Origin of the sequence: Flavobacterium sp. I3-2 (genome assembly GCF_013389595.1) — a bacterium.
Taxonomy (GTDB): domain Bacteria; phylum Bacteroidota; class Bacteroidia; order Flavobacteriales; family Flavobacteriaceae; genus Flavobacterium.
This window is the reverse complement of sequence record NZ_CP058306.1, coordinates 3,188,567-3,209,212: the sequence shown is the minus strand read 5'-3', so window position 1 is coordinate 3,209,212 and position 20,646 is coordinate 3,188,567. Positions and strand designations below refer to the sequence as shown.

General features: G+C 30.9%; 18 protein-coding genes. 11 read left to right on the top strand and 7 right to left on the bottom strand.

Annotation, left to right across the window (positions count from 1 at the left end; translation table 11 throughout):
- Positions 1–11: 11 nt before the first annotated feature.
- Complete coding sequence (locus HW119_RS15105; protein WP_177765814.1) at positions 12–860, bottom strand: universal stress protein; 849 nt, start codon at positions 858–860, stop codon at positions 12–14.
- A 134-nt stretch (positions 861–994) separates the two neighbouring features.
- On the opposite strand from HW119_RS15105, the gene mnmE reads away from it, so the two are divergent.
- Positions 995–2,380 (top strand): tRNA uridine-5-carboxymethylaminomethyl(34) synthesis GTPase MnmE, encoded by a 1,386-nt coding sequence (gene mnmE, locus HW119_RS15100; protein WP_177765812.1) that lies wholly within the window; start codon positions 995–997, stop codon positions 2,378–2,380.
- Between the two features lie 32 nt (positions 2,381–2,412).
- A complete protein-coding gene (locus HW119_RS15095; RefSeq protein WP_177765810.1) occupies positions 2,413–3,261 on the top strand; it encodes a hypothetical protein in 849 nt (282 codons plus the stop codon).
- A 300-nt stretch (positions 3,262–3,561) separates the two neighbouring features.
- On the opposite strand, the gene HW119_RS15090 is transcribed toward HW119_RS15095, so the two are convergent.
- Both HW119_RS15090 and HW119_RS15085 read right to left on the bottom strand, forming a co-directional pair.
- Positions 3,562–6,270: a choice-of-anchor I family protein gene (locus HW119_RS15090; RefSeq protein WP_177765808.1), complete on the bottom strand. Its 2,709-nt coding sequence runs from the start codon at positions 6,268–6,270 to the stop codon at positions 3,562–3,564.
- A gap of 186 nt (positions 6,271–6,456) precedes the next feature.
- Positions 6,457–7,629, bottom strand: coding sequence for a proline dehydrogenase family protein (locus HW119_RS15085; RefSeq protein WP_177765806.1), 1,173 nt, complete (start codon positions 7,627–7,629; stop codon positions 6,457–6,459).
- Between the two features lie 91 nt (positions 7,630–7,720).
- On the opposite strand from HW119_RS15085, the gene aroB reads away from it, so the two are divergent.
- The 4 genes from aroB (at position 7,721) to HW119_RS15065 (ending at position 11,968) form a co-directional block, all read left to right on the top strand.
- Positions 7,721–8,788 (top strand): 3-dehydroquinate synthase, encoded by a 1,068-nt coding sequence (aroB, locus tag HW119_RS15080; protein ID WP_177765804.1) that lies wholly within the window; start codon positions 7,721–7,723, stop codon positions 8,786–8,788.
- A gap of 283 nt (positions 8,789–9,071) precedes the next feature.
- Entirely contained in the window at positions 9,072–10,481 is a 1,410-nt protein-coding gene (locus tag HW119_RS15075) for an arginine decarboxylase (RefSeq protein ID WP_177765802.1), read from the top strand.
- Between the two features lie 20 nt (positions 10,482–10,501).
- Positions 10,502–11,476, top strand: coding sequence for a deoxyhypusine synthase family protein (locus HW119_RS15070; protein ID WP_177765800.1), 975 nt, complete (start codon positions 10,502–10,504; stop codon positions 11,474–11,476).
- Positions 11,477–11,569: 93 nt separating this feature from the next.
- A complete protein-coding gene (locus HW119_RS15065; protein ID WP_177765798.1) occupies positions 11,570–11,968 on the top strand; it encodes a DNA primase in 399 nt (132 codons plus the stop codon).
- Between the two features lie 118 nt (positions 11,969–12,086).
- On the opposite strand, the gene HW119_RS15060 is transcribed toward HW119_RS15065, so the two are convergent.
- The gene (locus HW119_RS15060) at positions 12,087–12,296 is read right to left on the bottom strand and encodes a hypothetical protein (RefSeq protein WP_177765796.1); all 210 of its coding nucleotides are present in this window, start codon (positions 12,294–12,296) and stop codon (positions 12,087–12,089) included.
- 136 nt (positions 12,297–12,432) lie between these two features.
- Between HW119_RS15060 and ettA the strand changes: the two genes are divergently transcribed.
- The 3 genes from ettA to HW119_RS15045 all read left to right on the top strand — a co-directional run bounded on the left by ettA (position 12,433) and on the right by HW119_RS15045 (position 15,641).
- A complete protein-coding gene (gene ettA, locus HW119_RS15055) occupies positions 12,433–14,121 on the top strand; it encodes an energy-dependent translational throttle protein EttA (RefSeq protein WP_177765794.1) in 1,689 nt (562 codons plus the stop codon).
- 126 nt (positions 14,122–14,247) lie between these two features.
- Positions 14,248–14,610: a DUF2185 domain-containing protein gene (locus tag HW119_RS15050; RefSeq protein WP_177765792.1), complete on the top strand. Its 363-nt coding sequence runs from the start codon at positions 14,248–14,250 to the stop codon at positions 14,608–14,610.
- 359 nt (positions 14,611–14,969) lie between these two features.
- Positions 14,970–15,641 carry a hypothetical protein gene (locus HW119_RS15045; protein WP_177765790.1) on the top strand — a complete coding sequence of 224 codons (672 nt, stop codon included), beginning with the start codon at positions 14,970–14,972 and terminating at the stop codon, positions 15,639–15,641.
- Between the two features lie 42 nt (positions 15,642–15,683).
- Here HW119_RS15045 and HW119_RS15040 read toward each other — a convergent pair whose 3' ends face one another.
- A complete protein-coding gene (locus HW119_RS15040; protein WP_177765788.1) occupies positions 15,684–16,958 on the bottom strand; it encodes a DNA recombination protein RmuC in 1,275 nt (424 codons plus the stop codon).
- 102 nt (positions 16,959–17,060) lie between these two features.
- On the opposite strand from HW119_RS15040, the gene HW119_RS15035 reads away from it, so the two are divergent.
- Both HW119_RS15035 and HW119_RS15030 read left to right on the top strand, forming a co-directional pair.
- Positions 17,061–17,621 carry a pseudouridine synthase gene (locus HW119_RS15035; protein WP_177765786.1) on the top strand — a complete coding sequence of 187 codons (561 nt, stop codon included), beginning with the start codon at positions 17,061–17,063 and terminating at the stop codon, positions 17,619–17,621.
- Positions 17,622–17,626: 5 nt separating this feature from the next.
- Complete coding sequence (locus HW119_RS15030; RefSeq protein WP_177766722.1) at positions 17,627–18,637, top strand: cation diffusion facilitator family transporter; 1,011 nt, start codon at positions 17,627–17,629, stop codon at positions 18,635–18,637.
- Here the strand turns inward: HW119_RS15030 and HW119_RS15025 are convergent.
- Together HW119_RS15025 and HW119_RS15020 are read right to left on the bottom strand one after the other, a co-directional pair.
- Positions 18,624–19,397 carry an ABC transporter ATP-binding protein gene (locus HW119_RS15025; protein ID WP_177766719.1) on the bottom strand — a complete coding sequence of 258 codons (774 nt, stop codon included), beginning with the start codon at positions 19,395–19,397 and terminating at the stop codon, positions 18,624–18,626. The two genes, HW119_RS15030 and HW119_RS15025, sit on opposite strands and share 14 nt — an antisense overlap.
- Before the next feature lie 8 nt (positions 19,398–19,405).
- Complete coding sequence (locus tag HW119_RS15020) at positions 19,406–20,608, bottom strand: MDR family MFS transporter (RefSeq protein ID WP_177765784.1); 1,203 nt, start codon at positions 20,606–20,608, stop codon at positions 19,406–19,408.
- Positions 20,609–20,646: the final 38 nt, after the last annotated feature.

The window sequence follows — 20,646 nt, the reverse complement described above, 5'->3', positions numbered from 1 at the left end:
TGTTTAAAATTTTAAATCTGTTTTGGTTGAGGTAAAATCAATACCGGAACATCAGAATGATAGGATAATTGCTTACTTAAACTCGAAGTAAACAAGCGTTCAAAGAAGTTTAATTGTCTTTTTACGATGCACATTACATCAATCAAATGTTCATCAATGAAGTAAAAAACGCTTTGTTCTAAATTCGGATTTAAAACCGTATAAATTTTTACTTTATCGTTGTTAAAGTAGTCTTTCCATTTTTTTACGATTGATACAATTTCTCTGTTTTCTTTACGTAAAACATGTAATAATTTTACTTCAGCATCTAATCTCGTAGCTATTTTAATGATTTGGTCAATTCCTGCTTTGTCACTTTCGTTTAGCATAGTTGCAAAACCAAATGAGAATAAACTTCTAAACTTAGCTTTGCCAGGCACGCTTAAAATTGGAATGTCAATACTATTAATGACATTTACGGTATTAGAACCAAGTAATTTTTTTTCTAACGAATGATTTCCGTTGGTTCCCATTACTACGAAATCTATAGCTTCTTCTTTAATAATACGTTTCATATTTCCTAAAAGCAAACCTTCTTCAAAAATGAATGTAAGTTTTACATCTTCTAATTGATAATCTTTAGCAACTTCACGTAATTTAGGACCTTCTTCTTTATAACGTTCAAAATTGTTTAATTCAATACTTTCATAAACACCTTGAATCAATTCAGGTTGACCACCGCTTGTCGTAGATATAATAGGCATTTCGTATGAATGTAAAACAAAAATTTCGGCATCAATACTCTTAGCTAAATGTAAAGCATAAATAAATGCATTCGAAGCTGTATGTGAAAAATCTGTTGGGAAAAGAATTTTTTTCATGATAATGTTGTTTAGTCTAGCCTAAATTACAAAAAAAAGTTTGCATAAAGCAAGTATTTGCTGATATTTTATGTTCAAATAAACCTTTTAATGATTGGGTAATTAATTGTATTTTTGTACAAATATTTAATATTATGATTTTACAAGATACTATTGTTGCTTTAGCTACACCTTCGGGAGCTGGTGCAATTGCAGTGATTCGTGTTTCTGGGCCTAAAGCTATTGAAATTGTAGCACCGTTGTTTCAATCAATTAAAGGAAAAGATTTAACCAAACAAAAATCGCATACCTTACATCTTGGTCATATTATTGAAGGAACAAAGATTTACGACCAAGTTTTAGTTTCATTATTTAAAGGAAGTAATTCTTATACAGGCGAACCAACTGTCGAAATTTCGTGTCACGGATCTACTTTTATCCAACAACAAATTATGCAGTTGTTGCTGCGTAACGGATGTCGTATGGCAACACCGGGTGAATTTACCATGCGTTCATTCCTGAACGGAAAAATGGATTTATCTCAAGCCGAAGCTGTTTCTGATTTAATTGCTTCAGACAATGAAGCGTCACATCAAATTGCGATGCAGCAAATGCGAGGTGGATTCTCAAACGAAATTGCCAAACTACGTGAAGAGTTATTGAACTTTGCTTCTTTAATTGAATTAGAATTAGATTTTTCTGAAGAAGATGTAGAGTTTGCAGATCGTACAGCTTTTCGAGAATTAGTAAATCGAATTGAATTTGTTTTAAAACGTTTGATTGATTCGTTTGCTGTCGGAAATGTAATCAAAAACGGAATTCCGGTTGCTATTGTGGGTGAACCAAATGTCGGAAAATCTACCTTATTAAATGCATTATTAAATGAAGAACGCGCCATTGTTTCAGATATAGCCGGGACAACACGCGATACGATTGAAGACGAATTGGTAATTAACGGAATTGGTTTCCGTTTTATAGATACCGCTGGAATTCGTGAAACTAAAGATGTGGTTGAAAGCATCGGGATTCAAAAAACATTCGAGAAAATTGAGCAAGCACAATTGGTGTTATTTTTAGTTGAAAATTCACGTGCGAATGATTTAGAAGTCCTAAAACGTGAAATTCAAGAAATTAAAAACAAATACCCTCAAAAAGCTTTATTGGTAATTATGAATAAGATGGATTTGTTATCTGAAGAACAAATCTCAACCCTTAATTCTCAAATTTCAAATTTAGTATTGATTTCAGCTAAAAACAAAGTAGGAGTAGAAGAGCTTAAAAATGAATTGTTAAACTTTGTAGATACTGGTGCTTTGCGCAATAACGAAACCATTGTAACCAATACACGTCATTACGATTCGTTATTAAAAGCTCTTGAAGAAATCGAAAAAGTAAAATGGGGATTAGACAGTAATTTATCAGCCGATTTAATGGCGATTGACATCCGTCAAGCATTATACTATTTTGGTGAAATTACTGGTCAAGTAACTAATGATGAGTTGCTTGGGAATATTTTTGCTAATTTCTGTATCGGAAAGTAATTGTTTTTTGTTTAAAATTATAAAACTCACATATGAAAAATTTTTTTTTATTTTTACCAATACTGATTCTATTTTCGTGCGAAAGTTCTGAAATTGACATGAATCAAAATGAAGAATTTGTGCCAGTAATCAAAGATGAATTAATAGCTTCAAATTTAAATCCAACGGTTTTGGAGCGTGTAAAATTTCAATTTAAAATTAAAACAGATGGTTTGCCAATGAATCAACTATATGATTCCTTAACTTTTTCTGTTTCAGGTATTGATAATGAACTTCGCGTTTATAATATTGCTTATGAAGATCCTGGAAATCCGTATGGAAATCCAGCCGAAATGGAATTAGTTAATTGGTATCATTCTTTTTTTGCAGTAGGAAGTTATCAAACTCGTTTATATGGCTATAAAAATAACGTAAAGAAAACTTTAGATGTTTTAGATTTTACAGTTTCTCAACCTAATGATTTTTATAATATAGATTGGCAAAATTTCGTACTTGAAAAGACATCGTATACTAATGATATTAATCATTTTGGATTAACTATAAATGCTAAAATGATTTCAACATCTGCTATTATGGGATCTATATCTGTAGTTGAAGTAACTTGTGGTTGGAAAAATATACCATGGCCATATTCACAAGCTAAAAATGAAGAAAGTAGAGCTATTTTATATAGTAACATGATTGATAGTTACGGTTTGCCAACATATACAGAACAAAACAATTTAAATGAATTGTTTGCAGAATATTTTGATTCAACCCTTCCGACAGATGAAATCATTCATCATATTTGGATAACAGCTAAAAATAAGATAGCACTTTCTGAAATTCGTGTAAACAATGAAACAACATTAGGCTTTAAACTATACGCAGAAAAAAAATAAATAAAAGATTCGGTTATTGCCGAATTTTTTTGTTTAATTGAAAGTTCAATAAATAAAATTCCATTTTTCTGAAAATTTTTCTAAATACCAACGGCTAAGATATTCTGTAATATAAAGCATAGTTAAAGCATTGATGATGCATGAACTGCATTTTCTGTGAAAGCAAAAAAAACGTCTATTAATTTAGTTAGTATTTCTAGTTTTTAGTCTTAACAGTTATGCTAATATTACAGCGAATGAACAAAAGCGAATAATCAGAATAAAAAAACGAGATTCAATTTAGAACCTCGTTTTAGTTTTTTAGTTTACTATCAGTTTTTGAATTAAACCTTCGGAAGTTTTAATAATATAAATTCCTTTTTGATAACTCGAAACATCTATAGAGGAAATATTATTTTTTTTGTAGATGATTTTACCATTGAAATCATAAATTACAACAGAAGCTTCTCTATTAAAATAAACGATATCTCCTTTTGAAGGATTTGGAAAAATATTGAATGTTTTTGGAGCATCAATAATAAAATCTTCTGTAGAAAGTAAAGGTGAATTTACTTCATAAATGGTTAATGTTCCACTAATTTCATTTGCAACAATCACGTAGGCTGTGTTATTTGGACTGTTTTCTCGAGAAATATAAATCAAGCTTTCTGCTCCAAAATCACCAGCATAAGTTGAAGTACTTCTGTTGTTTTTATAATCTACAAAAGTGACATTATTTGGATCTGTAATATTATAAACCATAACTCCACCAATTCTTTCCAATGCAATAAAAGCAAAAGTTTGGTCACTAATTGTGGCTGTAGTTATTCCTTCTGGCTCAGGACCTTTAGCACGACTTCTCGATTTTTTGCTATTTGATTCGTGATCAGAATTAAATAGCGTTGGATAATGTTGTGCAGTATACATTTCAAAATCATCACCGCTATCGTAAACTAGAGTTTGAGTATCTGCATTAAATATAGAAAAAGAACGTGCACCAACAGAATAAATTTCTTCAAAAACACCATCATTATTAGAATCGCCATTTAAGTTTGTTGCTCTAAATCGACCTAAATTATGTGGTTGTTTTAGGATACTTGCATTTGGGAAAACGGTTGCATCTAAATTGTAATTGTTTGAGTTGACAGCAATTCGTTCTTCAAAAGAACCATATTCTTTTTCATCTCCTTCATTTGCTGTAATAATGAAATTTGTATTATTAACTTTGTAAGTCGCAATTGCATCTGGAATGTAAAAAGATTTCACAGGCCAGTTTGCAATTAAAATCTCATTATTATTGTCCGAAGCATCAAAACCATTTCCTGGTAAACTCATGTCTTTTGTACCTAAAGCCCAAAGATTTGTTATTGTCAAAGTAGTTAAATCAATTTCAGCGATTGCATTATTTTCTTGTAAAGTAACCCAAGCTTTTGTTGATGTATGGTCAAATGCAATGTACTCTGGTTCTAAATCTTGAGATAACGTACTTGTACTTTTGGTTTTTCTTATGCCACTTGCAATAAGATTCGTTTCATTAGAATTAAATTGCGTGAAGTTTAAAGTTGTAACATTCGATTGACTGATGTTATTTAATCCATTGGAAACATCAATAATTGAAACACTTCCTTCGGGATCAATACTATAATTGGAATTCGGTTGTCCTTCATTTGCTGTCATAATTTTTGAACCATCTGGCGAAAAAACAATGTTATCAGGTAACACACCAACTGTAACCTGATTGATGTAAGTTCCGTTTGTATTAAAGAAAACGACAGAACCGTTATTAGTTTCAATCGCATTTGGACTTGCAACAGCAACAATTCCATTTTTTACAGCAACGCTTGTAATTCCACCATAAGATGACATGTTAATTGATTGAATAACAGTTGGTAGTAACGGATTTGAAAAATCAATAATATCCAAAACTCCAGAAACACCGCTCGTAACAAACAATCTTTGCGTTGTAGGATCATGTACAACGATTTCTGTTGAACTTGAATTTGCTCCAGAAGGATCAAAACTACCAACATAATCTAAAGTGATTTCGTTTGTAGGAACAGGTGCTAAACGGTCGTTGTCTTTTATATATATTGTAGCTGATGCATTGCCATCAATTTCTAAACCTACAGGATTTTCTAAACTTATTACAAAATATTCAGCTTGTTGTTCCTCTAAATTATCATCAGTAATCGCAAATGAAATTGGATGTGTTGCAGAAGTGTTTTCATTGAAATTAATAGTTTGTGTCACTAAATTATGATCATTCGAATCTGCTGTACTGAACGGAGCTGGTTTCACAATCAAATCAACACTTGAATTCGCTCCTGGGTTTAGAATATTTAAATTCACATTAACCGTTCCAGCATCTTCATTGAAAACATAGAGTTGATTTTGTAAAGAAATTTTTGGAGTCGGAGTTGGACTTGAACCTAAAAGAAAAGCTTCTAACGTAAAATTATCAAATCTATTATTTCCGACTGTTCCACCGTTTCCTTCTGAAAACTCTACTTTTAATTTAAAATTCGGATTGTTATCTGCTAAAGGTAATGAAGAAAAATCTAATGTTTGTAAAGTCGGATCGCCGTCATTTGGATAGATGGTTTGGAACGTTGTGAATGTGTTTCCATCTACAGAATAAGACCATGTTTGAGTTCCCGCTCCAGAACCAGACCTTCTTGTCGCAAATTTAACTACAGGATTTTCATATCCTAAGGTTGATAAAGAAAATATCAACGCACCACCAATCGGATTGTTAAATCGCAAATGTGTACCAGCGACGTCACTGTTTCTTGCGTTTAAATTAAGTAAGTCAAAATTTTGACCAGTTCCATTCGCAAATGCAAATTCTGTTGTCGCTCCTAAAGTGTAACTGATAGAAGATGGTGATGCGATTGAAACATTAGGAGTTGTAATTGAGGAAATCGAACTGTTAGAATTAAAATTCCAATAATGAATTAATGATTGCGCTTGTAATTCTTTTGAAGTTAATAATGCAAAAACGGTTAAGCAACTTAGAGTAAGTTTTTTCATTTTATTAGTTTTTCTAGTTTTGTCAAAAATGAAAAAAAATGTTTTTGTGTTGTTTAATTAATTAATAACTAATGGGTTATTTATGTTATTTGATTGTTATTAACGTTAATTAAAAAGATTTTGTCATAAACAAAAAAACGAGATTCAATTACGAATCTCGTTTTTATATCAACTAAAAGATTAAAACTAATTTGTTCTGCGTCTTTTTATTTCTGTTTGTATCAAGCTTAATTCACGATTAGTTTGTCCAGCAACAGAAGTATTTTCTTCTGCTCTACGAATCAAATATGGAACCACGTCAAAAACAGGTCCGAATGGTAAATATTTAGCAACATTATAATCGTGTTTTGCTAAGTTGTAACTGATGTTGTCGCTCATTCCGTACAATTGACCAAACCACATTCTGTTATCATGATGCGCAATGTTGCGTTCTTGCATCAATCGCATCAACATATACGAACTATCTTCGTTATGAGTTCCAGCAAATAAAGCCATTTTATTATCTAGGTTTTCTAACATATACGTTACGCTTTTATTAAACGTTTCGTCAGTTTGTTCTTTAGTTGCACAAATAGGAGATGGGTACCCTTTTTCTTGAGCGCGTTCGCGTTCTTTTTCCATATAAGCACCACGTACAACTTTTAATCCAATATGGAAACCTTCAGTTAATCCAATTTGGTGAATTTCTTTAATGTAATCAAAACGGTCCCAACGATAGGTTTGAGCTGTGTTAAATACAATAGCTTTTTCTTTGTTGTATTTGCGCATCATATCCAAAGTTAAAGCATCAGCAGCATCTTGCATCCAGCTTTCTTCAGCATCGATAAGCAATAAAACATCTTTTTCGTAAGCCGTTTTACAAATAATATCAAAACGATTTACGATTTTGTTCCACGCAAATTGTTCTTGTGGAGTAAAATCTGCGTTTTCACCTTTCTTAACAAAAAGGTCAAATTTACCAACACCAGTCGGTTTAAAAACAGCAAATGGAATAGCTTGTCTTTCTTTAGCAAATTCAATAGTTTTCAATGTCATTGCTAAAGCGGCATCGAATTGCTCTTCAGATTCTTTACCTTCAACAGAATAATCCAAAACCGAAGAAACCTTTTTCGTGTACATTTTATCTACAACGCTAAGGCAATCTTTTTCGTTAACGCCACCACAAAAATGGTCGAAAACAGTTTTACGAATCATTCCTTCAACAGGGAGTTTATATTTGATAGCAAAATGTGCCAATGACGAACCCATTTTTACTAATGTTGGATGACTAATCATTTTAAATAAAAAATTAGCACGATTTAATTCGGCATTATTTTTTAAAGAAAATGCTACTTCTGTGTTGTTGAATATTTTTTCCATTTCTTTATTAAATAGGCTACAAATATAAATATCATATTATATATATCTATGAAAAATGGCTTAATTTTACAACAAAATTAAAACGTGTCTAATGAACGAAATTCAAGCTGAAAATTACAGTGTTTTTTTTGCAGAGCATGGCTTTCAAAATTTAAGTCAGATTCTAGCAAATGGCGGATATTCTAAAATTTTTATTTTAACTGATTCGAATACGACTGAATATTGTTTACCATATTTTTTACAAAGATTAGAAACTACTTTAGCTTTTGAAATTATTGAGATTGAAGATGGCGAGGTCAATAAAACCATTGAAACTTGTTTTGAAGTTTGGTCAGTTTTGTCGGAATATGAAGCCGATAGAAAAGCCATGTTTATTTCGTTAGGTGGTGGAGTTGTTACCGATTTAGGAGGATTTGTAGCTGCTACATACAAACGTGGAATTGATTTTATTTCGGTTCCTACAACTTTATTAGCAATGGTTGACGCGTCTGTTGGAGGAAAAACAGGAGTAGATTTAAGTGGATTAAAAAATCAGGTGGGTTTGTTTGCAAATCCGCAAATGGTTTTAGTTGATGCTAATTTTTTAGAAACTTTACCTGGCAACGAAATGCGTTCTGGTTTGGCAGAAATGTATAAACACGGTTTAATTGCTGATATTTCGTATTGGAACCAATTGAAAGATTTATCAAATTTTACAACTAATGATTTAGAATTGCTGATTTATCATTCGGTTCAACTTAAAAATGAAATCGTACTTCAAGACCCAAAAGAAAAAAATATTCGTAAAAAATTAAATTTCGGACATACTTTAGGTCATGCAATTGAAAGCTATCATTTGAATAATGACGAGTTACCGACTTTATTACATGGTGAAGCTGTAGCAATCGGAATGATTCTCGAATCAAATCTTTCTTTACAAAAAGGTTATATTTCAGAATTGTTTTATAATGAAATCAAAACGGTTTTAAATGCTGTTTTCCCACAAATTCTATTATCAGAAAAAGACATTGAAGCTTGTTTGCAACTTTTAGTTCACGACAAAAAAAATGAATTAGGTTGTGTCAATTTTACACTTATTAAAGAAAACGGTGTTGCGGTAATTAATGAAGAAGTCACAACCGAAATGATTATAAATGCATTTACCGATTATTTACGTTAAAATTAAAAAAATCGTTAGCAAATCAATATTTTATTTATTTAACTTTGCGCTGTGAATAATAGAAAATTAAATATCGAATTTAGTCAATATAAAATGCCGCAAAAAATGTCGGTACTAAAATCTATTCAGTCTGAATTGTATATTCAATTGAAAGGAATTTTTATTTTGGCTCGCATCACTAATATTTATAGTGAAAAAATGAGTATTGCTTTTGCAAATATTAGAGTTTGATTGTAATTGTTTTTTGGCTTTTAATTCAAATTTTAATCTTAAAAACAATACAATGAATACAAAATATTTCGACTTAATTAATCAAACTTTTTACTTTCCACAAGAAGAATTTACTTTAAATAAAGATAACTTATTGTTCCATAACATCGATTTGATGGGATTGGTTGAACAATACGGAACGCCTTTAAAATTTACGTATTTACCACAGATTTCAAATAACATCAACAAAGCAAAAGGTTGGTTTAGAAAAGCAATGGAAAAGCATAAATATGAAGGTGAATATTTTTACTGCTATTGTACTAAAAGTTCGCACTTTGAATATGTGATGAACGAAGCTTTCAAGAATAATATTCACGTAGAAACTTCTTCTGCATTTGATATTAACATCGTTGAAAACTTATTAGAAACCGGACGTATTGATAAAAATACATACGTTTTATGTAATGGTTTTAAACGCGACCAATATATTGAAAACATTACGCGTTTAATAAATAACGGTCATAAAAAAACCATTCCGATTGTTGATAATTTTGAAGAATTAGATTTACTTCAAGAAGGTATAAAAGGTAAATTCCAAATCGGAATTCGTATCGCATCTGAAGAAGAACCGAAGTTCGAATTTTATACATCTCGTTTAGGAATTGGATATAAAAACATATTACCATTTTACCGAAAAAATATTGTTGAAAATCCGAATGTAGAAGTGAAAATGTTACACTTTTTCATTAATACCGGAATTCGTGATACGTCATATTATTGGAATGAATTATCTAAATGTTTAAAGGTTTACATCAACTTAAAGAAAGAATGTCCAACTTTAGATAGTTTAAATATTGGTGGAGGTTTTCCAATCAAAAATTCATTAGCTTTCGATTACGATTACGCTTATATGATAGATGAAATCATTAATCAAATTAAGATAGCTTGTGATGAGGCTGAAGTTCCAGTTCCGAATATCTTTACAGAATTTGGTTCGTTTACAGTAGGTGAGTCGGGTGGTGCTATTTATAAAGTACTTTACCAAAAGCAGCAAAACGATAGAGAAAAGTGGAACATGATTGATTCGTCTTTCATTACAACTTTACCTGATACTTGGGCAATTAATAAGCGTTTTATCATGCTTGCTATTAACCGTTGGAACGATTCTTACGAGCGTGTACTTTTGGGAGGTTTAACTTGTGATAGTGATGATTATTACAATTCAGAACAAAATTTAAATGCCATTTATCTTCCAAAATATAATAAAGATAAACCTTTGTATTTAGGTTTCTTTAATACAGGTGCTTATCAAGAAACCATTGGAGGTCAAGGCGGAATTCATCACTGTTTAATTCCGCAACCCAAACATATCTTAATAGATAGAGATGAAAATGGAATTGTTGCAACAGAAGTATTTTCACAACAACAAACAGCCGAAGATGTATTAAATATTTTAGGTTACAACAGAAAAAAAGAAGAATAATAATATAAAAAGATATAACCATGAGTAAAGGTCCAGTTAGTCAATTTATTGAAAAAAACTATTTACATTTTAACGCAGCAGCTTTAGTAGATGCAGCAAAAGGATATGAATTACACCTTGCAGAAGGTGGAAAAATGTTGGTTTCTTTAGCAGGAGCAATGTCAACTGCTGAATTAGGAATTTCATTAGCAGAAATGATTCGTCAAGATAAAATCGCGTTCATTTCTTGTACAGGTGCAAACTTAGAAGAAGATGTAATGAACTTAGTTGCACATTCGCACTACAAAAGAATTCCTAACTACCGTGATTTAACTCCACAAGACGAATGGGATTTATTAGAAAATCATTACAACCGTGTAACAGATACTTGTATTCCAGAAGAAGAAGCATTCCGTCGTTTACAATCTCATTTAGAAAAAGCTTGGAAAGATGCAGAAGCTAAAGGTGAACGTTATTTCCCACACGAATATTTATATAAAATCATCTTATCTGGAGCATTAGAACCTCATTACGAGATTGACCCTAAAAACTCTTGGATGATTGCTGCTGCTGAGAAAAATTTACCAATCGTTTGTCCAGGATGGGAAGATTCTACATCAGGTAATATCTTTACATCTTACGTAATTAAAGGTGAATTAAAAGCAAGTACAGTAAAATCAGGAATTGAATACATGGTATATTTAACAGAATGGTACCGTGGTAATTCTGGTGGAAAAGGAGTAGGTTTCTTCCAAATTGGTGGTGGAATCGCAGGAGATTTTCCTATTTGTGTAGTTCCAATGATGTATCAAGATTTAGAGTGGCACGATGTTCCTTTCTGGGCTTACTTCTGTCAAATCTCTGATTCTACAACATCTTATGGTTCATATTCAGGTGCTGTTCCAAACGAAAAAATCACTTGGGGTAAATTAGATACAACAAGTCCAAAATACATCATTGAATCAGACGCTACAATTGTTGCGCCTTTAGTTTTCGCTTACGTTTTAAATCAATAATTTTAATTAAATAAAGTCAAAAAAAAAACTAAAAATAATTTTGTTGTTATAGCATAGCATAGTATTTTTGACTCGAAATAAAGTAAGAATTAAATGAAAAGAATAATTGTTGATTACGCGAAATTAACAAACGAAATCTTAACTATGTTGGTTGAGAAATTTCCTGATGGTTATGATGATGCCGATATCATTCGATTTAAAAATGCTAAAAACGAAATGGTTGAAGCTGTAGAAGTTAGAACTGAAGATACTATTTACTTAGTAAAAGTTAGTACTAAATTAGCTGATCGTATCGTAAACTTTGACGACGAAGAGGAAGAAGATGTTGTAATTCCTGTTGATTCAATCAATGTAAAAGATATTGATTTAGAATCGGATGATGAGGATGAAGAAGAAGAAAAGAAAGACCTTCCTGAATTCGATGATGAAGATGAAGATGCAGAAAAATCTTCAACTGAAGATTTTGATGACGAAGACGAAGACGAAGAATAAACATAAAAAAACTCTCAAGAAATTGAGAGTTTTTTTTATTACCTTTTTTTCGTAACAAAAAAACTCACTGAAATATTTTCAATGAGTTTTTTTATGTTTAATAACTTTGTAAGTTTTATTAAAAATCACCAAAATTAATAGTGTCTTTGTATAATCTGATTGAGTCGTTTTCTAATGTCACCATTAATTTATTATCTACCCAAGAAACTGTTTTTACAGCTTCTCCTACAAAAAATTTCATTTCTTTTCCTTCATTGTCAAATAACGAAATGTATTGTCCTTCGATTTCGATTTTATCGGTGTTTAAAAAATTGTCTGTAAATTGCATATCTGTCTTTTTATTTTGATACGAAATTATAAAAAAATATAAACTAAAGGAAGTCCATTTCGAAATTTCTTTTTCAAAAAGAAAAGTCTATCTTTGAAATATAAAAATATTAAGGAATTATTTAGTTTCATTTCATATGTCAGACGATAAAAAAGTAATTTTTTCGATGTCGAAAGTAAGTAAAACTTACTCTTCAACAAATAAGCAAGTTTTAAAAGATATTTATTTAAGTTTTTTCTATGGTGCTAAAATTGGTATTTTAGGATTAAACGGTTCAGGTAAATCGTCACTATTAAAAATTATTGCAGGTGTAGATAAAAACTACCAAGGCGATGTGGTATTTGCGCAAGGATATTCTGTTGGATATTTAGAACAAGAACCTCAATTAGACGAATCTAAAACAGTTATTGAAATTGTTAAAGAAGGTATGTCTGAAGTTGTTGGAATTTTAGACGAGTTCAATAAAATCAACGATATGTTTGGTTTGCCTGAAGTTTATGAAGATGCAGATAAAATGCAAAAACTTATGGATCGTCAAGCAGAATTACAAGATAAAATTGATGCTGTTGGCGGTTGGGAATTAGATACCAAACTTGCTATTGCAATGGATGCTTTACGTTGTCCAGAACCTGATACTCCCATTAATGTATTATCTGGTGGAGAACGTCGTCGTGTTGCATTATGTCGTTTGTTATTACAAGAACCAGATGTTTTATTATTAGATGAGCCAACCAACCACTTAGATGCTGAATCGGTACATTGGTTAGAGCAACATTTACAACAATATAAAGGAACAATTATCGCAGTAACGCACGACCGTTACTTCTTAGATAATGTTGCTGGTTGGATTTTAGAATTAGATAGAGGAGAAGGTATTCCATGGAAAGGAAATTATTCTTCTTGGTTAGATCAAAAATCACAGCGTATGGCGCAAGAAGAAAAAGTAGCTTCAAAACGTCGTAAAAACTTAGAGCGTGAGTTAGATTGGGTTCGTCAAGGAGCAAAAGGACGTCAAACCAAACAAAAAGCGCGTTTACAAAACTATGATCGTTTATTAAACGAAGATCAAAAAGAATTAGAAGAAAAATTAGAGATTTATATTCCAAACGGACCGCGTTTAGGAACAAATGTAATTGAAGCAAAAGGTGTTGCAAAAGCATTTGGAGATAAATTACTTTATGACGATTTAAATTTCACACTTCCACAAGCCGGAATTGTTGGGATTATTGGGCCAAATGGTGCTGGTAAATCTACTATTTTCCGTATGATTATGGGAGAACAAAATGCTGATGCTGGAGAATTTGTTGTGGGTGAAACAGTGAAAATTGCTTATGTTGATCAATCTCATAAAAATATCGATCCTGAAAAATCTATTTACGAAAACTTTGCTGATGGTCAAGAATTGATTATGATGGGTGGTCGTCAAGTGAATGCCCGTGCATATTTATCTCGTTTTAATTTCGGTGGATCGGATCAGAATAAAAAAGTTTCAGCTTTATCTGGAGGAGAGCGTAACCGTTTGCATTTAGCAATGACTTTGAAAGAAGAAGGAAACGTTTTATTACTAGATGAGCCTACGAATGATTTGGATATCAACACGCTTCGTGCACTTGAAGAAGGTTTAGAAAATTTCGCTGGTTGTGCAGTAGTTATTTCCCATGACCGTTGGTTCTTAGACCGTATTTGTACACATATTTTAGCTTTTGAAGGAGATTCTCAAGTTTATTTCTTTGAAGGTTCATTCTCTGATTACGAAGAAAATCGTAAAAAACGTTTAGGAGATGTTGCTCCAACTCGTATTAAATATAAAAAATTAGTTCGCTAGTTATTAGATATTAAAACCTCAAATTTTTTTTGAGGTTTTTTTATTGAGTTATTGGATTCATTTTTTAAAACGAAAAATGTATTTTTATAGAATCAATCAGGACTAATATTATTAAAAAATTAAATTATGAATCCATCCAAAAAATATTTTAAAACAACTGAAGAGACAAAAAGCCGTATTGTAATTGAAATGGGATATTGTATTGCAACGGATAGAATTACTATAGATGGATTAAAAGTAGGTTATATGTACAGAGAAAATCCTGATGATGCACAAGATAGTGGATGGAGATTTTTTGCTGGAGATGAAGCAGATGAATATGTTAATAATCCTGAAAATATTGGTGTTTTTGATGTAAATACTATTGTACATTATGATAATGATATTATCAAATTCCTTGACTCACCATATGAAACTTCTTTTGTAAGAAATGAAAATGGTGTATTTGAACAAGAAGATTTTGTATTTGAACAAGAAGATTTTTTGTAAGAAAAAAGGAAATATTTGCTCACAATGAAAATTATAAATCAACTTTTTTCGAAGAAATTACCCATTTGGTTTAGATTATTAAATGCAATTATTTTATTGCCATCTATTATATGGCCAATTATTTTTTTTATGTCGATTTTTATTTTCGACAAATCTTTAAACTTAGCTTTAACTTATCTGTTCTTCTTTATAATTAATTTATATCCAATTTATTTAATAGCTATAGCATATTTAAATATTTATATTTACAATAAAAGTAAAGTTCTATCATTGGTAATTCCGATTTTTGTTTTAGTTAGTGTAATTTGGTTAATTATTGAGTTTTTGACGAATTGATTTTAATTTAAATTTAAAAAAATATGGGCTTAGATATGCGTCCGATGGGAAAACCTAAACCAGGTTTTGAAAAACGTTTTAAAGAAATTTATGAAATGATTAATACGAATTTTATTCCAAAACTTACGTTTTTTCAGAAGCTACAAGGAAAAAAGCAACCTACACGTGAAGATTTATTGGAAGAATGGTTTTCAATTCAAAGTTCAACATACGAAACTATTAAAGCACCTAGAGTTGGTAAAGATAAAATTGCAGATGAATGGATTTTAAAAAAGTATGATAGTTTAGATGATAAGCCAAATCTTAATCAATTCATTAAAGATTTACAAGGTTATTATGTTATCGAATTGGCTGAAGAACAAGATGGAGTTCCAGTCTATATTGCTTGGGGACAAGATGAAAATGTTTTTCGTGGAGAATTTTTAAATGATTGCGAAGGAATTATTTCAGAAGATTTAATTTGTGAGGCTTGGAATTCCAAATTAGCTGATGATACTTTAGATTATGGAAATCGTTTAATGTTAGCTACAGATGAATTGGCTAAACAATATAATCTTGAATATTTAAAACACCAAAAAAACGCTCCGGATTTTGAAGAAGATTCTCTTGATTGCAAAGTACATATTTTATATTCATTAGCAAATTGGTTGATTTTTTACGGTAAAAATGGACATGGCTATGAAGCCGATTTTTAATTTTTCATGATAAGATAAAAGAAGCTCATTGAGCTTCTTTTTTTATTGCAATTTTTTCTTTGCTTTTGCACCTAATTGAACAATTTTGTCGGCAGCATTAACTAGATTTCCATTTCCTAAAAACAATTTATTTTTAGCTTTTTCAATATCATTTTTTGAGCGGTCAATATTTTTTTCTATATTCTGAATATCTTCAATAAATCCTACAAACTTATCATAAAGTAACCCAGCTTGTTTAGCAATTTCTAAAGCATTATTTTGTTGTTTTTCATTTTTCCATAACGAATCAATCGTTTTTAAAGTAGCCAAAAGCGTAGAAGTGGTTACAATGACAATATTTTTTTCAAATGCCTGATTGTATAAATTAGGTTCGTTATTTATAGCAAGTGCAAAAGCAGTTTCAATCGGTACAAACATCAAAATAAAATCGGGCGAATTGACTTCGTAAATCTGTTGGTAATTTTTTTCGCTCAATTGTTTGATGTGATTTGCAACCGATAAAATATGCTGTTTCAAGAAATTTTGTTTTTCTGTTTCAATTGTTTCGTTACAATAACGTTCGTAAGCAGTCAACGAAACCTTTGAATCGATAATCATTTTTTTATCATTCGGTAAGTTAATCACAACGTCGGGTTGTAAACGTTTTCCTTCAAAATTAAAACTTTTCTGAATTTCATATTCACGACCTTTTTCCAACCCCGATTTTTCTAAAATACGTTCTAAAATTACTTCGCCCCAATTTCCTTGAACTTTCGAATCACCTTTTAAAGCTTTTGTTAAGTTAATGGTTTCTTGTGTCATTTGTTTGTTTAACGATGACAGAAATGTTATTTGTTCTTTTAATGAAGTTTGCTGAATTAAATGGTCTTTGTGAGTTGTTTCGACACGTTCTTCAAACGATTTTATTTTTACTTGTAACGGATTTAAAATATTTTCAATTTGTATTTTGTTCGTAGCAACAAACTTTTCAGATTTATCATCTAAAATTCGATTGGCTAAATTTTCAAAGGTTTCAGTGAATTTAATTTGTAAAGAATCAATCTCTTTTTTTTGGTCGTCTAGTTTTGATTTTAAAAAGATTAGTTCCGAATTTGCTTTGCTGTATTCACTTAACAAATCATCACGTTCTAGACGTAAATTATCTAAATCATTTTTTGTTTCTAGAAATCTATTTTTCTCAATTTCTAGTTGATATTTATGCTGTTTGTTTTCTGAATTTAAATGGTTAAATTTAGAATTGCTTACTGTTTTTTGAAGTAAAATTCCAATTAAAAAAGCTATTATAAATAGAATGAAATAAATAAGATATGCTGACATTGCTTTTGATTTAAAAAGTAAAAATACGTTTTTTAAATAATTGATAACTTAAAAAATCAAAGTGAATTTTCATTTTGTACCTTTGAAAAAAATATTTCAAAAATGCATCAACATTTTAAATTACATAAGCCGCACGGTTATATTTCACAATTTATTTATGAATTAAAACGTAATAAAAAAAAATTGGGAGAACTATATCCGTTTCCTGAAGGAACTATGGCAATTGGACGTTTAGATGAAGATTCTGAAGGATTGTTACTTTTGACTACAGATGGGTTAATGAGTGAAAAAATCAGAAGTTCGCATTTCGAAAAAGAATATTACGCGCAAGTTGATGGTTTAATTACCGATGAAGCTATCGAGAAACTTCAAAATGGAGTTTTGATTGGTTTTAACGGAACTAAATATTTAACTAAGAATTGCAAAGCTTTTAAATTAGAAGGTCAACCTGATTGGTTGGGAGCAGGAAGACGAATTCGTGATGAACGCCACGGACCAACATCTTGGATTTCGATTACCTTACGTGAAGGAAAATTTCGTCAAGTTCGTAAAATGACTTCAGCAGTCGGTTTTCCAACATTACGATTGGTACGCGTACGTATTGGAAATTATTATTTACAAGGTTTACAACCGGGTGAAGTAGAAGAGTTAAACGCTTTATAAAAATGATGAATTCTCAAAATTTAGCAGCTAAAGAAAATTATCAATTTCAAAAAATTGTTGCCATTGTTGGTGTTTTGTTGTTTGTAATTAAATTCATTGCATGGTATATAACCGATTCGGTTGCTGTTTTAACCGATGCGCTTGAAAGTGTTATTAATGTAGTTAGCGGATTTATCGGTTTGTATAGTTTGTATTTATCATCGTTGCCTCGTGATGAAAATCATCCGTACGGACATGGAAAAGTCGAGTTTATTTCGGCTTCTATCGAAGGAACTTTGATAAGTATTGCTGGTGTTGTCATTATTTACGAAGCCATTCTAAATTTGCAACATCCAAAAGTTATTTCAAAATTAGATTATGGAATTTACTTAATTGCCATAACTGCAATTATCAATTATGTTGTTGGAATGATTGCGGTTAAAAAAGGGAAGAAAAATAATTCGTTAGCTTTGATTGCGAGCGGTAAACATTTACAGTCTGATACTTATTCTACGTTAGGAATTATTATTGGTTTAATTGTAATGTTTTTTACAGATTTGCCTTGGTTAGATAGTGCGGTTGCTTTATTATTTGCAGGTTTCATCATCTTTACCGGTTATAAAATTCTTCGTGAAGCCGTTTCAGGAATTATGGACGAAACAGATGAAGTTCTTTTAAAAGAATTGGTTGAATTCTTAAATAAAGTTCGTCGTCCAAATTGGATAGATTTACATAATTTACGAATCATCAAATACGGAAGTACTTTACACATCGATTGTCACATGACGGTACCTTGGTATTTTAATATTCAAGAAGGTCACGCAGAAGTTGATGCACTCGAAGATTTAGTAAAAGAATATTTTGGTGACCGAATTGAAGTATTTGTGCATTTGGATAGCTGTAAAGAATATTCATGTCAGATTTGTCCGATAAAAGATTGTTCGGTTCGTAAATATGAATTTCAAAAACGTATTGATTTTACTATAGAAAACATTTCAAAAAATGAAAAACATAATCGAAATGTTATCTTAAAATAAATTGTTTGGTATTTCGGTCAAAAACAATTGTATCATCATTAAAGAAATCATCAAAAATTCCCTGGTTGATTAATTCAGCTGGGGAATTATGTTTAAATAGATTTTCTTTCATAATAATGATTTCATCACTTAACTGTATTGCTAAATCTAAATCGTGTGTTGAAAACAACACACATTTATTGGTTTCGTGTGCTAATTTTTGAAGTAACTTAAATAGCGAAACTTTATGAAATAAATCTAAATGTGTCGAAGGTTCATCTAAAATGATGAAAGGTGTATCTTGTGCAATTGCTCGGGCAATCATTACTTTTTGGAATTGTCCATCGCTTAACTCATAATATTTTCGATTTCTTAAATCTGATATTTGAGTTAATTCTAATGCCTTTTCAATCTGATTTTCATCTTCTTTACTAAGCTTTCCTAACCAATTGGTGTACGGTTGTCGTCCTAAAGCAATTAGTTCATAAACCGATAATGAGCTTAAAGGCAGTTTTTCGGTCAATACCAAACTTAAATTTTCGGCCAATTCAGTAGTAGAAAAAGATTCAATTTGTCTTTGATTTAGAAAAACCGAACCGTCCAATGTAGGAATAATCCCAGCAATGGTTTTTAAAAAAGTCGATTTTCCAATTCCATTACTTCCAATTAATGAGATTAATTTACCAGCTTGTAAACTTACATTAATATCTGAAGCAATTATTTTTATTGTTTTATTGCTTTTATATCCGATTTTTAATTGTTTGGTTTTTAAAACTTCCATAATCAAAATTACATCTTTTTCATAATCCAATAAAATCCAAAACAAGCGATAGCTATTAAACCTCCGTTAGTTAACCAAAGCATGTTAAATCCGTAATTACTTGCAATTCGAGTTCCAATTAAAGGAGCAAAAACGTTAGCAATTGAAAACGAAATGGCATTTAAAGCCATGTATGAACCTCGATTTAAATGATTGGAACGATTTGCTGCAACGGTTGCTGTAAATGGCATGACCAAAATTTCTGAAATACAAAGTAAGAACATCGAAAAATAAAGCATTCCAATATGTTGTGACGGAATTAAAACCAAATAAGTTAATCCGCATAGTATACTTCCGATAATTAATATTTTTGCAATTGTATATTTATGTTCAATCCAGTGAACGATTATCATTTCAAGTAAAAAAACGATAATGCCACTAAAAGCAATTAATAAACCTATTTCTTGTTCGCTTAATCCAGCTTCTTCTTTGTAAAATAAAGGAAGTAAGTTTAATATCTGAAAGAAACAAAAGGCATAGAAAGCAACGAAAACACTAAACCAAATATATTTTACATCTCGGTATGCCGATTTTCTTTCGATTGGTTTATCTTCACGTAAATCAGATGCGTTTTGTTTTGGATTTTCGATTCTGTTTTTAAAATAGAAAAAGTAAACCAATCCGGCACAAAAAATCATGATGGCATTGGTATAAAACAACCAACTAAAAGAATAGGCCGCAATGAATCCACCAATAGCTGGTCCAACTGAATACCCTAAATTTAAAGCCATTCGATTTAACGAAAAAGCTCGCGTTAAATTTTCGGGTTTCGCAAAGTTGTAAACCGATGCGCTGTTTGCAGGACGAAGAATTTCTGTAATCGAAGACAACACACCAATCCCAATACATAACGAACCAAAAGTGGTTAATTCGGGTAAATATAAATAAACCGGAATACAAGCAAATAAACTTAAAGTTTGAATTTTGAAAGAACCAAATTTGTCCGTTAAAAATCCACCAACTAATCCACCGATGATTGAACCAATTCCAAAGCAACTTAAAACAATTCCAGCTCTGTCAAGCGAAAAACCCAATTGACTTGTTAAGTAAACACCTAAAAATGGAACAACCATAGCACCGCTTCGGTTAATAAACATAACCAAAGCTAAAATCCAAGTAGCGTTAGATAAACCTTTGTAAGCTTCTATATAATTGTCCCAGTATTTTCTCATATTCCTAAAATTTCTATGCAAAGGTAAATAACCATTTG

Bases quoted from the DNA above. Each gene is read 5' to 3' on its own strand.
- HW119_RS15105 (WP_177765814.1), bottom strand. From the start codon at position 860: ATGAAAAAAATTCTTTTCCCAACAGATTTTTCACATACAGCTTCGAAT.
- mnmE (WP_177765812.1), top strand. From the start codon at position 995: ATGATTTTACAAGATACTATTGTTGCTTTAGCTACACCTTCGGGAGCT.
- HW119_RS15095 (WP_177765810.1), top strand. From the start codon at position 2,413: ATGAAAAATTTTTTTTTATTTTTACCAATACTGATTCTATTTTCGTGC.
- HW119_RS15090 (WP_177765808.1), bottom strand. From the start codon at position 6,270: ATGAAAAAACTTACTCTAAGTTGCTTAACCGTTTTTGCATTATTAACT.
- HW119_RS15085 (WP_177765806.1), bottom strand. From the start codon at position 7,629: ATGGAAAAAATATTCAACAACACAGAAGTAGCATTTTCTTTAAAAAAT.
- aroB (WP_177765804.1), top strand. From the start codon at position 7,721: ATGAACGAAATTCAAGCTGAAAATTACAGTGTTTTTTTTGCAGAGCAT.
- HW119_RS15075 (WP_177765802.1), top strand. From the start codon at position 9,072: ATGAATACAAAATATTTCGACTTAATTAATCAAACTTTTTACTTTCCA.
- HW119_RS15070 (WP_177765800.1), top strand. From the start codon at position 10,502: ATGAGTAAAGGTCCAGTTAGTCAATTTATTGAAAAAAACTATTTACAT.
- HW119_RS15065 (WP_177765798.1), top strand. From the start codon at position 11,570: ATGAAAAGAATAATTGTTGATTACGCGAAATTAACAAACGAAATCTTA.
- HW119_RS15060 (WP_177765796.1), bottom strand. From the start codon at position 12,296: ATGCAATTTACAGACAATTTTTTAAACACCGATAAAATCGAAATCGAA.
- ettA (WP_177765794.1), top strand. From the start codon at position 12,433: ATGTCAGACGATAAAAAAGTAATTTTTTCGATGTCGAAAGTAAGTAAA.
- HW119_RS15050 (WP_177765792.1), top strand. From the start codon at position 14,248: ATGAATCCATCCAAAAAATATTTTAAAACAACTGAAGAGACAAAAAGC.
- HW119_RS15045 (WP_177765790.1), top strand. From the start codon at position 14,970: ATGGGCTTAGATATGCGTCCGATGGGAAAACCTAAACCAGGTTTTGAA.
- HW119_RS15040 (WP_177765788.1), bottom strand. From the start codon at position 16,958: ATGTCAGCATATCTTATTTATTTCATTCTATTTATAATAGCTTTTTTA.
- HW119_RS15035 (WP_177765786.1), top strand. From the start codon at position 17,061: ATGCATCAACATTTTAAATTACATAAGCCGCACGGTTATATTTCACAA.
- HW119_RS15030 (WP_177766722.1), top strand. From the start codon at position 17,627: ATGAATTCTCAAAATTTAGCAGCTAAAGAAAATTATCAATTTCAAAAA.
- HW119_RS15025 (WP_177766719.1), bottom strand. From the start codon at position 19,397: ATGGAAGTTTTAAAAACCAAACAATTAAAAATCGGATATAAAAGCAAT.
- HW119_RS15020 (WP_177765784.1), bottom strand. From the start codon at position 20,608: ATGAGAAAATACTGGGACAATTATATAGAAGCTTACAAAGGTTTATCT.